A 12,347-nucleotide genomic window follows, 5' to 3' on the forward strand; every position below is an offset into this window, starting at 1 on the left:
CTCTTACGAGTTGGAAATGTCGCAGTGACGCGCCCCGGCTCCCTGTCGGGCGCGCTCATCTGAAATCCTGCCCGGGGGCGCCATAAGCGCCGGTCGCGGGCAATGGGGCCGCGGCCAGGAGCCGGACTGCGGGACGAGACGGGAACGACGCGCATGAGTGAGTACAACATCACATACCCGGACGGTGAGCTCGAGCTCAAGGTTCGCAAGGCGACCGAGGGACCGTCAGGGCTGGAGATCGGTTCACTGCTCAACAAGACCGGTCACGTCACACTCGACACAGGCTTCGTGAACACGGCCTCATGCGTCTCGTCGATCACCTATATCGACGGCGACGAGGGTATTCTGCGCTACCGCGGCTACCCGATCGAGCAGCTCGCCGAGGGCTCGTCCTTCCTCGAGACCTCCTACCTGCTCATCCATGGCGAGCTGCCCAGCCCGACGCAGCTCGAACAGTTCACCACCCGCATCCAGCACCACACGCTCCTGCACGAGGAGATGCGCCGGTTCTTCGACGGCTTCCCGCGCGACGCGCACCCGATGGCGGTGCTCTCCTCCGCGGTCAGCGCGCTGTCGACGTTCTACCAGGACAGCCTCAACCCGTTCGACGAGGAGCAGGTGGAGATCTCCACCATCCGGCTCCTGGCGAAGGTGCCGACCATCGCGTCGTACGCGTACAAGAAGGCCATCGGCCAGCCCATGCTGTACCCGGACAACTCCCTGGGCTACGTCGAGAACTTCCTGCGCATGACCTTCGGTGTGCCCGCCACGCCTTACGAGATCGACCCCGTCGCGGTCAAGGTCCTCGACATGCTCCTGCTGCTGCACGCCGACCACGAGCAGAACTGCTCGACCTCCACGGTCCGCCTCGTCGGCTCCAGCCACGCCAACCTCTTCGCCTCGGTGTCGGCCGGGGTCAACGCGCTGTTCGGCCCGCTGCACGGCGGCGCCAACCAGGCCGTGCTCGAGATGCTGCAGCAGATCCAGGCAGACGGCGGCGACGTCAACTCGTTCGTACGCAAGGTCAAGAACAAGGAGGACGGCGTCCGGCTCATGGGCTTCGGGCACCGGGTCTACAAGAACTACGACCCGCGCGCCGCGCTGGTCAAGAAGGCCGCCCAGGAGGTCCTGGGCCGCATGTCGCAGCCCGACCCGCTGCTTGACCTGGCGATGCAGCTCGAGGAGATCGCGCTCGCGGACGACTTCTTCGTCTCCCGCAGGCTGTACCCGAACGTCGACTTCTACACGGGCCTGATCTACAAGGCCATGGGCTTCCCGACCACCATGTTCACGGTCCTGTTCGCGCTCGGCCGGCTGCCCGGCTGGATCGCCCAGTGGCGCGAGATGATCAAGGACCCGGAGACCAAGATCGGTCGTCCCCGGCAGGTCTACACCGGCTACGGCGCCCGGGATTACACCCCGATTTCGGCTCGGTAAAGACCCGCTGCGCGGAGCGGTTCTTGCTCGTTTGTCTACTTGACGGAGATCGACCCCAGCTGTCTCATACATGAGGCCGTCTGGGGTCGTTGTCCGTTTTTGACAGGGAGCATTCGGAGCAGCATGAGCGCGCCAACGTTGTCGCCGCTACTGATCGCGGCAGTGCAGGACCGCACGTCCGGTGCCACCGGCGTGGCCCGGCAGGTGCTCGACGGCCTGGCCGAGTTCGTGCACGACCCGGCGACCCTGCGCGCGATGGTGGCGCCGCTGCCGGGACTCCTGCCCGGATATGCGTCGATGTGGCACATCGCCCGAGCGGCCAACGGCCCCGACCAGGGCCCCGCCCTGCGTGCGATCCGGGAGCAGCTCGACCAGGACGTCGAACGCTCGGTGTCCGTGGCCACGCGCGTCCTGCAACAGCGCGGCGGCTGGGTGCGTACCGCCCCGAGCAGCGCCCTGGTGAAGGCCACGGTCGCGGGCCTGCCCGCCGGTACCGTGGACGCTCCCGGCACCGAGGGCCTGGAGCCCGTCACCGGCCTGGCCGGTGCCGACGCGATCAGCCCCACGCGGGTCCTCAACATCAAGGGCACCCTGGCCTTGGCCGCCAGCATCCCGACGATCGTCGTCACGACGTCGCTGAAGCTCGTGCCGGAGGACGTGTTCGAGGGCCTCGGCTCGCCCCTGTTCGAGCGCATCCCGCTGGAGGCGTTCTGGGCCGTGGTCCTCGACGGCGAACTGCTGACCCCTTCCGAGGCCGGTCACCGAGCCGCCCAGCTGAGCTGACCCACCACCCCGGCCGGCCGCGATCGCGGGCGGCGTCGGCCGGCGAATTTCGAGACGGCGGCGGCCGGAAACCCTGGCGACGCAACGGCTTGTGCGATCGTGTGTGGTCCTGTGCTCCACATTGGACGGATTCACACGGTCGGGGGAAGACGGCACGAATTGGGGGGTGTGCAGTGGCGCGCCGGGGGAGTACATTTCCTGCAACCCAAGGACGGCCTGGGCCGCCGCTTCCCCCGTGGCGGCGGCCCCGGTCCTTGGTTTCATAGGCTTGCGTCGTTGTGTGCCGCGAGACCGCGAACGATCCGCACCGTGCCTCGTCGTCGCCGTGGGTGCGTTCTCTTGGAGCGTGCGCACAATGCCGTAGCGGGCAACGGGCGGTGCGAACGATCAGCACTTGCGGGGACGACCGAGATCCGCGGGCGCGCCCGACACCGGGGCGTCCTCGGGCATGTCCGGCAGCCCGAACAGCTCCGTCAGTCCGGTGATCTGCAACAGCCGGTGCACGAACGGCGACGGGCTGCTCACCTCCATCATTCCGCCCACCTCGCGCGCCTTGTTGTCGACGGCGACGAGCGTCCCGATGCCGATGGAGTCCATGAACGGCACCCGGCGCAGGTCGACGGTCAGCACCCGGGGACGGTATGTCTCCACGGCGTCCAGCACCACGGAACGGAGCGCTCCCACGGTCGTCGCCTCCAGCGGCCCCAGCACTTCCACCACGATCGTGCCGCCCGGAACGTCACCGGAGCGGTGTGTCCGGACCATCGCGTCGCCCATCCGGCTCGCGTACCCAGCCCGCGAGCCAGGAAACGTCACGGGTTGGCCGAGATCAACAACGGCAGCATGAGCGCGTAGGCGCACAGCAGCACGCACGCCTCCGGGCGGGTGATTCGGTTGCCCCGCTTGAGCAGCAGCCACGCGAGCACCCCGGCGCCGACCATCGCGCTGACCGCGGCGAAGCCGAACGGCGCGATGGTCTCCCGGCCGGCCGCGAGCCCCACCACCGCCCCGCCGATGAGGCTGTTGAAGAGGTTGCTACCCAGCAGGTTGCCCACCATCAGGTCGCCCTCGCCGCGCCGCTGCGCCTGGACCGACGTCATGAGCTCCGGCAGCGCGGCGCCGCCGGCGACCAGCGTGAAGCCGATGACCGTGTCGCTGACGCCCCACCGGTGCGCCAGCGTCGAGGCGTTGTCGACGACCAGCTGCGCCCCGCCGAGCGTCGCGGCCAGCCCGAGCCCGGTCCGCGTCACCTCCACCCACCAGCGGCCGGGCCGGGGTGGCGGCTCGACGAACGCGGCGACGTCGTCCGGCAGGGGATCATCCGGCGGTACCCGGGACAGCCGCACCAGCAGCGCCAGTGCCCCGATACTCAGCGCGGCCAGCAGTACACCGGCCACGAACTTGAGCCCGACCAGGGCGAACGCCCCGAACACGGCGACCCCGGCAACCATCAGGGGCGCCTCGCGCACCGGCACCGAGGAGCGCACGAGCACCGGCGACACGACCGCGACCACGCCCAGGATCAGCGTGACGTTGAGGATGTTCGAACCGACGAGGTTGCCCAGCGCCAGCCCCGCATTGCCCTGCACCGCGGCGGTCCCCGAGAGCACGAACTCGGGCGCGCTCGTGCCCAGCCCGATGACCACGACCCCTACGATCACCGGCGCCACGCGCAGCACCGTGGCGAGCCGTCCGGCACCCACCACGAGCTGGTCGGCGCCGACGGTCAGCAGCACCAGGCCGACGATGCCGAGCCCGGCCACGAACAGGGTCGACATCCGCCTCCTCCCAATGACCGCCTGGCACGACACCATACCGGCCCGCCACGTGCAGGACGCCCCGTGGCGCCGCTGGCGGCCCGAACGGCGCGCACCGTCACCGCGCGGTTGCGCAGCAGAGCGGCCGGGAGGATCAACGAACGTCATGGCCGGAAATCCGGGACCCGTTCCGGTGGATTGACCCCCTCCACCGCTGGCGGAAATCGGCGGAGGGCTCTACAGTTCTCAACGAGACCGGCGTCTTCCCCCGTGGATGCCGGTCTCCCTATTTTGCGGGCCGTTTCCGCTGTCCGCTCCATCGCCGCGAGCCGGCGAGGGCCGTCTCCACAGTGGACGCCACGGTGGATCGAGGTCCCTCCGAGCGATGATCACGGACAGATCGTGCGAGCCCTGACAGCCAGGGCGCGCGAGTATGTGATCAAACCGTTCACAGTGGAGGCAATCGTCGACAAGCTGACGTATCCGGGACTGGTCCAACTCGCCGGCGCGGAGCACGCCGTGAGTTGCCTGATCTGGGATCCTGACCTGAAACGCAATGTTCTTGGTCCGATAGGCGACGGAAGAACCCCAGACGCCGAACTACCGTGCGACACATGACGATCGACTTCCCGAACGGCTGGTGGGGTACGGACCTGGGCGCCGCCCGGGCCAGCGTGGGCACCTACGAGCTCTACCCCACCGAGAGCCTGCCGGTAGTGGACGAGTCACGCTTCGACGGCTCCTTCTCCTGGCTGGTCTCCGACGCCCCGCACGACCCGCTGCGGGCGATGGAGGTCGGCGCCCTCGCTGAGCACGTCGCGCTGCCGGCCCCGTTCAAGCGCTTCATGAGCAGTCAGGTGCTGATGGACGCCATCCCGTCGTGCACCGGCTGCGACTTCGACCTGGCCCCGCGCCCGGTCCCCAGCCCGGTGGAGCCCGGCGCCCAGCTCGTGCGGTTCCTGCGCGACCAGCAGGACGCCGTCATCTGGTACCTCTACCTGCGCCCCGGCGGCCAGCCGTTCGTGATCGCCTCGCCGTGGCTGCTGGAGATCGTCGGCCTGGAGGAGGTCGACCGCGACACGCTGATCGCCAACATGGTCCGCGCCGCCGACGGATTCGAGCAGTTCATCCACCGCTTCTGGCTGGAGAACTCGTTGTGGTTCAGCGTCAACGAGGGCGACGAGTCGACCGACGAGATGAACCTCTACCTCGCGCATTACACGGCCCCTATTTAATCTCTTGCGCCCTCTGTGTGGCGCGCCTATCTTTGAATACGTCAAGGCGGCAACGAAGGGATCGGACGATGAACGGGCACCGCGAGTCGCGACTGGAAGCGCTGGACACGCCAAGCGCGCGCCGTCGCGCCATGCTGTCCGCCGGAGCTCGGTCCTGGCTGCTCAGCGGCTTGTCGGAGTCTTCGGGTAGGTGGCGAGGCTAGGGTTTCCCAGTCTCGCCAGCCGCCCGGGCCTCGTCCGGGCGGCTTTTTCGTGTCCTCGAATCACATACGGGTGTAGCTCAATCGGCAGAGCACCGGCCTCCAAATCCGGCGGTTGTGGGTTCGATTCCTACCGCCCGTGCATTCCCGTGCCCAGCGCATTGAACTGGTTCGTTGAAAAATGCATATCGGTAGCACGCCGTGGTAGCCCAAAGGCAGAGGCGCCCCCTTCAAAAGAGGGTCAGTGCGGGTTCGACTCCCGCTCGCGGCACGCAAGATCGTTTGGTTCCGTATGTCGGTTTCACCGTATGTGCAGATGAAGGGAGGAGGCCCGGTGACCGCGGTTCTCGTACTCAACGCCGACCTCGGACCCCTGCACCGGGTCACTCTCCGCCACGCTATCCGCATGATCCTGCGCGAGGTGGCCGTCATCCATGAGGCGGAGCCGGACCGGTCGATCGGGGTCTACCCGCTCCCGCGGGTCGTGCGGCTCGTGTCCTACGTCGTCACCCGCTGGCGCTTCACCGGCGGGCCGGCCTGGTCGCGCGCCGGCGTCCATGCCCGCGACGGCCGCCGCTGCGGCTACTGCGGGGCCGAGGCCACGACCATCGATCACATCCTGCCTCGCTCGCGCGGCGGCCGGAACACCTGGAAGAACACCGTTGCGGCCTGCACCGGCTGCAACCAGCGCAAGGGTGACCGCACCCCCGCCGAGGCGGGCCTGGTGCTGCGCGTCCAGCCGTCGGTTCCGACCTGGGGCGCGCTCGTCCAGCGCTGAGATAGGACCCCGGCGGCCGGCTCCTTCGCTACCGCCCGCCGCCGGGGCCACGGGCTCGTAGCTCATCTGGTAGAGCGCCGCTCTTGCAAAGCGGAGGTGGCCGGTTCAAGTCCGGCCGGGTCCACACCCAGTCCAAGCCCGGGTAGCCCAACGGAAGAGGCGTCTGATTCAGGGTCAGAAGGTTGGAGGTTCGAATCCTCTCCCGGGTACGCATGGCGCCGGCCCACCGGCCGGCCGTCGAAAGTCACGATCATGGAAGGTTGGCCGAGAGGTAAGGCTGCGGCTTGCTAAGCCGTCGACGGGGGACGACCCCGCGGGGGTTCGATCCCCTCACTTTCCGCGCCCTTGTAGCTCAGTGGAGAGAGCGCCTGGCTACGAACCAGGAGGTCGGAGGTTCGAATCCTTCCAGGGGTACGTGCAATGGGAAGGCCAGCCGATTGGTGCCGGCACCCGTCTCGAAAACGGCGTTGGGTTCACGCCCGTGTGGGTTCGACTCCCACCCTTCCCGCACTCTGCCCCACAGCGCCTACCGCGGGCGGGGGCTGCCGAACGCGTACCGGGTCAGAACCCCCACGCTCCCGCTGCCGCGCTGCCGCGCGGCCGCCGGGAGCATCGTGAGCGCGTGGATGCGCGAGGACAGATGCCAGCGCGCGGCCCGCCCCGCGCGCGGCCAGCCGTGGGCGTCCATGCGCGCCGCGGCGCCGAGGAAGAACTCACGAGCCTCGCTGAACCTGTTGCCCGTCACCGCCGAGGACGCCGACAGGCTCTCGCCGTGCCGGCGGTACTGGAACACCACGTCGTCGTCGGCGACCAGCGTGCCGCCACGGGTCACCAGCTGCAGAATGAGCTTGAGATCCTGGATCACCTTCAGGTCCGGGTCGAAGCCCACGGCCTTGATTTCCTCGGTACGCCACGCCAGCGACGGGAAGTACAGCCAGTTGCCCCGAAGGAGGCTCACCGCGAGCTCCTCGCCCGCCATGGTGACCGTCCCGGCGAAGCGCGGCGCGTAGACCCTGCGCTTCGTCGTGTCCGTCAGCGTCCGCACCACGGCTCCGTCGGCCCCGATGACCTCGACCCCCGGCTGCACCAGCACCGCCTCGGGGTGCGCGTCGATGAGGGCGTGGACGCGCTCGACGTACCGGGGCAGCATCACGTCGTCACAGCCCATGATGACCATGAACGGCGCCGTGGCGAGGTCGACACCCTGCTGGAAGTTGCCGGTGACCCCGAGATTGCGAGGATTGCGCACGTATCGCACGCGCGGGTGCCCGAGCGCCGCGAAGTACTCGGGGATGCCGGTGTCCCGCTCGACCGGGTTGTCGTCCATCACCGTCAGCTGCCACCGCTCGTCGCTCTGCGCCACGATGCTCTCGACGGCGATCTTGAGCAGGGGCAGTTCGCCGTAGTGCGGCAGCATGATGTCGAGCACCGTGCGATCGTAACGGCCCGAGCGCGCACCCCCGGATCTGCCTGCCACCACGCCCTCCTCTGATCCGCCCTTTTTGTCCGTGTCGGGGTGCGCCGCGTGGGAGTACGTAAAAAACCGGCCCACCCGTGTCAACGGATGGGCCGGTTCGGTGCGTCCAATCAGTGCCGGGCTCGCCGCGGACCGGCCGGGGGCTGGCCCGCCGCGGCGCGCTTGGCGGCCTGCGCCTCCGGGGAGTTCGGGTCCTCGTCCCACGCCTTCGCCCGGCGGATCTCGTCGAAGAACCCGAGCAGCCGGTCGAGCTCCTGCGTGCTCGTCTTGTCGTCGGCCCGGCTGGTCTTGCCCTTCTTGTTGTGCGAGCGGATCTCCCGGCCCGTGTTGATCGAGGAGGTCTCCTCGGCCAGTTCGTTCTGCTCTTCCACCGAGGGCCGCTGCGCCGTCATGCGGCCCGAGGGCTCCTCGTGGTGCCGGCTCGGCGACGTGACCGGGTCGAAGTGGTGCTCGTCGTAGTCGGGCGCGTCGAAGCTGTACCCGTGTGGCGCGTTCGGCCCAGGCGTGGGCAGCGGCCGGTCCTCCCGGTGGAACGCGTGCGGCGGGGCGACGTGCAGGTCCGGGTGCATCCCGCCGTAGCCGTTGCCGTTGTGCACCGGCCCGGGGTGGCCGTTGCCGTTGAGCCCGCTCGGGCCGTGGCCGTTGGGGACCGGACCGCCGTGGCCGTTGGGGACCGGACCGCCGTGGCCGTTGGGGACCGGACCGCCGTGGCCGTTGGGGACCGGACCGCCGTGGCCGTTGGGCGCGGCGCCGGGGTGGCCATTGACGCCGGGGGCGCCGTTGTGACCGTTGCCGTTGTGACCCGGGCCGCTGAAGCCGTTGTACACCGCGGCGTGCCCGGTAGCGCCGTGACCGCTGCCGCCGTGACCGCTGCCGCCGTGTCCGTTGGCGACGCCGGGACCATGACCGTTGCCGCCGCGCCCGTTCGGACCACCGTGAACGTTGCCGCCGTGGCCGTTGCCGTTACCGCCGTTCGGGTTCGGACCGGGCACGACGGGGACCATCGGGGTGGTCGAGTCCGGGTTGTTGCGCAACCCGCCCGCCGCCGGGAACGCGCCCGTAGCGTCGGCCGGGCGCGGCCGCGGCTGCTGCATCGGGGGCTCGGCCGGGTAGCCGCCCGGGCGCGGGGGTCGCTGCGTGCCGTTCGGGGTCGGCGGCGCGAAAGCCGCCGCCGCCGGATCCGCCTGGGCCGGGAACGAGCCGGTGCGCTGGCCGCGGCCGTCGAAGCCGTTCGTCGGGTCGGCCGCCGGGAAGGCACCGGTGCGCGGGGTGCGGTCGTCGAAGCCGTTGGTCCGTGGCGTGTCAAATGCGTGCGTCGTCGGGTCGACGGCCGGCAGGGCGCCCGTGCGGGGGGCGCGGTCGTCGAAGCCGTTGGGCCGCGGCGCGTCGAACGAGGACGTGCGCGGCTCGGTGTAGCCGCCGTGCGCCGCGGCGCCGTAGTCGGGGCGTGTCTCATACCCGCGGCTGTCCTCGATGCCGCGCTTGTCGTAGCCCGACTCGTAGGTGGCCGGGCGTGACACCGTCGGGTGCGCGCCGGAGGGGTGGCCGTTGGCGGGGCGACCATCGACGAGGTAGGGCCCGTTGGCATCGCCGTGGCGGCCGTCGACGAGGTAGGGCCCGTTGGCATCGCCGTGGCGGCCGTCGGCCGAGTGGCTCGCGTGCCGCGGCGCGTCCTGTACCGCCGGGAACGAGCCGGTCGTGGTCGTCGCCGCGGAGGCCGACGGGGCCACCAGCTCCACCTCGCCGGGCTCGGGCAGCGCGTCGCGCAGCTCCGTGGCGAGCATGAAGATGTTGGGCGTGGTACCGCGCGGCACGGTCAGGTATGCGCGCTTACGTGCGTCGATCGGCAGCCTCTCGAGCACCTCGGCGATCGTGTGCGTCGGCGGCGGCGCCTCGGCCGCGTTGGGCGCGCCCACGATGACGGCGCAGCGGTTGACGTCGACCGGCAGCCCGCGTATCCAGTCCGCCGGGTCGCTGAGGTGCTCCGGGCGGATCCACAGGCCAGCCTGCACGACCTCCAGGACCCAGCCCGAACCGAGCGAGAACGTCGCCTGGCCGGCCGGGGTGTCGAGCACGTCGGGGCACGGGTTGACCCAGTCGACCGGGCGCGGAGCGCCGGTGCGGGGTGCGTGCCACAGCTCGCGGGCGAACGTACGCCAGCGGGGCAGGCCTTTCGCGTCGATCGTGACCACGGCACGCTGGCCGGCGGGCGCGCACAGCGGCAGGCCGGTGCGCACGTGGACCGCGCGGCCGAGGACGTCGGCCACGACGGGACCGACCGGGCCGTCGGCGATGGGATTCTGGCCATACGGCGTGAAGACGCAACGATCGGCGGCGAGCGTCGGGACGGACGAGACCGCCTGCGCGAGCTCGTCACGGTGCAATGGCTGGTCGCTCGGGTGCCCCAGGATGAGCGCCGGGTTGGCGTGGTCGGTCGGCACCGAGTAGGCCAGGTCGGTCACGCTGCCGACCCGGCGGCGGTGCAGCCACAGGCCCGCCGGAATCTGGTCGAGCACGAGGTCGCCGGGCAGCTCCGGAATCTCGGTGCAGAGGTCGGACTCCCAGGCCGGGGCGGGGAAGCGCCAGCCGACGCGGACCGGTTGCACGCCGGTGCGGAACCGCCAGAAGCCGCCGGGCCGGTGCTCGCCGCGCCCAACGGGGGCGAACAGTGAGCCGCCGGGCACTCCTAGCAGCGGGCCGGCCGCGGCGATGACGTCGATGCCGAGGCGCATGGCGATCATGTGGGCGGCGGCGGGGCGCTCGTTGGTGGCGCAGGCGCCGTCCCAGGCGACGAACCGCATCGCGGTGAACCCGCGGGGCAGGCCGTTGGCGAGTACCTCGGCCAGTTCCTCGATCATCGCGGGCTGCAGCTTGACCGTGTGGGAACTGATCACCACCGCGCACTCGGCGGATCCGTGGGGGGAGACGACCAGCGCCGCCGAGCCCGGGCTCGGTTCCTCACCGGAGTGGACGACCGCGCCGGCACCGAGCCAGGACACCTTCATCCCGGGCCAGTGCCGCAGCCGCACCTGCATCGCCGTGCTCATGCGGACCTCTCAGCACTATGGAGCCCCGCCCCGCGGAGGGCGGCTGCCAGCCGCGCGGCCGCCGTTCCGGCTGGCGGCCGCGAACGGCCCAGCGTGATCGGCGTGCGAGCTGCAAGCGGGCAGCAACGATTCAAGATCGTCCTCCGTCGGGTGTGCCACGAGCGGTGCGATGTGGAGGGGGTTCCACACCGATCACCGCAGGGCGGCTCTGCCGGATCGTACCGCGCTGAGTGACGGACGCAACCATCCCGTTTCTCTGCGGACCCGCCAGATATGACCGACCGGTGAGCCGATTCCACCCGATTTGATCGGATTGATGACGAGTTTTCCGGAGAGTTGTGCATGCATCGAGCTGCAGTCCGCCGAATACTGGCTGTCACCTTCGGGCCCGAACGGCGCCGCGCCGTCATGGTCATCGGGATCGTGCTGGCCGTCGTCACTGCGTTCTCGCTGGCCGCCTGCAAAATCTCTCCAATCGGTACATTACGGGCCGGGTCGTCGCTGGGCCTGTCTCCTGCATACCCGGCGAGCGGGGTTCTCGTCCTGTATGACACCTCCAGGCAATACGAGTCGCCGGGCGAGTTGTAGCGGTGCGAGCAGGGATTCTGGCGTCGCGTCTCGGTCGCCGATCGGCCGGGCCAGTGACGAAGTACACGTCCGGATCGGCACAGAAACGCCTGCTGGCGATCCATATCTGATCGACGTTTGACGAGCTCTTGCCGCCGGAGTCCCTGGCCGGCGTCGCCGTCGGCGCGTCCGTGCTGTGGCTGGGGCAATGTGCGGCAGCCGATCCCGAAGTACCACGGAATCGGCTTTCAGACAGTGATGATCGACGATGCGGTCCTCGCGGAGGTCAGATACCGCGGCTTCGCTCTCGCGAGAAACCCGGCGGCGGGCGGCCAGGTCCACGTCGTGCCGTCCCTGGGCGTGCATTCGACGACCTGGCCAAGGCGACCTGGCCGAGGCGGTGCGCGCGGACGGCACGACGGCGCCACGGGGGATTGTGGGTCCGCGCTCATCTACGTCGCCGACCTACTCGCCCTGGATATGCGGGCGCTCGTGCGCATCGAGGATTTCGGCCCGCACGCCGATCCCGCCCCGTTGTGCCAGATCGCCGATTGTCCGCAGTTCCGTAATGTTCCGTTCGCCGTGGCGGTTTCCCCCGCGTTTATGACGCCGCAGGGCGTCTATTGCGGCGGATGCGCCCGCCCATCGCATGCTGAGTGGATCGCCGCAGGTCGTCGAGGCCCTGCGGGGCATGATGCCGCGCGACGGAACGCTGATCATGCACGGCTTTGTGCACATTCACGGGCGCGCCGAATCCGTACGGCGTCAGTGCCGAGGATGACGAGTTCTACCGCGCCCACGTGGACGCTGCCGGCGCGGTGGTGCTCGACGGCCCAGTCGCCGGCGACTGGGCCGAATGGGCGCTCGGATTCCGCCCGGCTGGAGTGGGCGAAGGCGGGCCTCGCGGCCCCTGGCATCTGGGCGTTTCCGCACCGCACGGCCAGTGTGACGGACGATCGCGGGGCCGGTTCGGCGCCCGGCATCCGCGCCCGCTATGGGCGGGCCCTGCGCTTCAACGACGTCCTGGGCGGGACCGCAACACGCTCCGTGAGCCAGTTCTTCCCAT

The 12,347-nt window shown here is 70.0% G+C and carries 9 protein-coding genes and 7 tRNA genes; 11 read left to right on the forward strand and 5 right to left on the reverse strand.

Going from position 1 to position 12,347, the window contains the following annotated elements:
• Positions 1–153 precede the first annotated feature (153 nt).
• Both AB0367_RS10360 and AB0367_RS10365 read left to right on the forward strand, forming a co-directional pair.
• Positions 154–1,437: a citrate synthase gene (locus tag AB0367_RS10360; RefSeq protein ID WP_366225928.1), complete on the forward strand. Its 1,284-nt coding sequence runs from the start codon at positions 154–156 to the stop codon at positions 1,435–1,437.
• Positions 1,438–1,560: 123 nt separating this feature from the next.
• Positions 1,561–2,220: a hypothetical protein gene (locus tag AB0367_RS10365; protein WP_366225929.1), complete on the forward strand. Its 660-nt coding sequence runs from the start codon at positions 1,561–1,563 to the stop codon at positions 2,218–2,220.
• Between the two features lie 387 nt (positions 2,221–2,607).
• On the opposite strand, the gene AB0367_RS10370 is transcribed toward AB0367_RS10365, so the two are convergent.
• Complete coding sequence (locus AB0367_RS10370; protein WP_366225931.1) at positions 2,608–2,997, reverse strand: STAS domain-containing protein; 390 nt, start codon at positions 2,995–2,997, stop codon at positions 2,608–2,610.
• Between the two features lie 35 nt (positions 2,998–3,032).
• Complete coding sequence (locus tag AB0367_RS10375; protein WP_366225932.1) at positions 3,033–3,998, reverse strand: sodium:calcium antiporter; 966 nt, start codon at positions 3,996–3,998, stop codon at positions 3,033–3,035.
• Between the two features lie 593 nt (positions 3,999–4,591).
• Between AB0367_RS10375 and AB0367_RS10380 the strand changes: the two genes are divergently transcribed.
• From AB0367_RS10380 to AB0367_RS10420, 9 genes are all read left to right on the forward strand, one after another.
• On the forward strand, positions 4,592–5,212 hold the full coding sequence (locus tag AB0367_RS10380) for a hypothetical protein (protein ID WP_366225933.1): 621 nt from the start codon (positions 4,592–4,594) through the stop codon (positions 5,210–5,212).
• 269 nt (positions 5,213–5,481) lie between these two features.
• Positions 5,482–5,554: transfer RNA gene (locus AB0367_RS10385), tRNA-Trp, on the forward strand.
• Positions 5,555–5,610: 56 nt separating this feature from the next.
• Positions 5,611–5,683: transfer RNA gene (locus tag AB0367_RS10390), tRNA-Leu, on the forward strand.
• 63 nt (positions 5,684–5,746) lie between these two features.
• On the forward strand, positions 5,747–6,190 hold the full coding sequence (locus tag AB0367_RS10395; RefSeq protein ID WP_366225934.1) for an HNH endonuclease: 444 nt from the start codon (positions 5,747–5,749) through the stop codon (positions 6,188–6,190).
• A gap of 51 nt (positions 6,191–6,241) precedes the next feature.
• Positions 6,242–6,314 (forward strand) — tRNA-Ala (locus AB0367_RS10400).
• A 12-nt stretch (positions 6,315–6,326) separates the two neighbouring features.
• Positions 6,327–6,399, forward strand: a tRNA-Leu gene (locus AB0367_RS10405).
• Between the two features lie 45 nt (positions 6,400–6,444).
• Positions 6,445–6,530: transfer RNA gene (locus tag AB0367_RS10410), tRNA-Ser, on the forward strand.
• 1 nt (position 6,531) lies between these two features.
• Positions 6,532–6,604: transfer RNA gene (locus AB0367_RS10415), tRNA-Arg, on the forward strand.
• Between the two features lie 8 nt (positions 6,605–6,612).
• Positions 6,613–6,698, forward strand: a tRNA-Ser gene (locus AB0367_RS10420).
• An 18-nt stretch (positions 6,699–6,716) separates the two neighbouring features.
• Here the strand turns inward: AB0367_RS10420 and AB0367_RS10425 are convergent.
• The 3 genes from AB0367_RS10425 to AB0367_RS10435 form a co-directional block, all read right to left on the reverse strand.
• Entirely contained in the window at positions 6,717–7,619 is a 903-nt protein-coding gene (locus tag AB0367_RS10425; RefSeq protein WP_366225935.1) for a glycosyltransferase family 2 protein, read from the reverse strand.
• 158 nt (positions 7,620–7,777) lie between these two features.
• Entirely contained in the window at positions 7,778–10,714 is a 2,937-nt protein-coding gene (locus tag AB0367_RS10430) for a hypothetical protein (RefSeq protein ID WP_366225936.1), read from the reverse strand.
• A gap of 1,032 nt (positions 10,715–11,746) precedes the next feature.
• Positions 11,747–12,001, reverse strand: coding sequence for a hypothetical protein (locus AB0367_RS10435; RefSeq protein ID WP_366225937.1), 255 nt, complete (start codon positions 11,999–12,001; stop codon positions 11,747–11,749).
• Positions 12,002–12,347: the final 346 nt, after the last annotated feature.

Origin of the sequence: Dactylosporangium sp. NPDC051484 (genome assembly GCF_040689395.1) — a bacterium.
In the GTDB taxonomy this organism is placed as follows: domain Bacteria; phylum Actinomycetota; class Actinomycetes; order Mycobacteriales; family Micromonosporaceae; genus Dactylosporangium.

Bases quoted from the DNA above. Each gene is read 5' to 3' on its own strand.
- AB0367_RS10375 (WP_366225932.1), bottom strand. From the start codon at position 3,998: ATGTCGACCCTGTTCGTGGCCGGGCTCGGCATCGTCGGCCTGGTGCTG.
- AB0367_RS10360 (WP_366225928.1), top strand. From the start codon at position 154: ATGAGTGAGTACAACATCACATACCCGGACGGTGAGCTCGAGCTCAAG.
- AB0367_RS10435 (WP_366225937.1), bottom strand. From the start codon at position 12,001: ATGATCAGCGTTCCGTCGCGCGGCATCATGCCCCGCAGGGCCTCGACG.
- AB0367_RS10430 (WP_366225936.1), bottom strand. From the start codon at position 10,714: ATGAGCACGGCGATGCAGGTGCGGCTGCGGCACTGGCCCGGGATGAAG.
- AB0367_RS10365 (WP_366225929.1), top strand. From the start codon at position 1,561: ATGAGCGCGCCAACGTTGTCGCCGCTACTGATCGCGGCAGTGCAGGAC.
- AB0367_RS10380 (WP_366225933.1), top strand. From the start codon at position 4,592: ATGACGATCGACTTCCCGAACGGCTGGTGGGGTACGGACCTGGGCGCC.
- AB0367_RS10370 (WP_366225931.1), bottom strand. From the start codon at position 2,997: ATGGGCGACGCGATGGTCCGGACACACCGCTCCGGTGACGTTCCGGGC.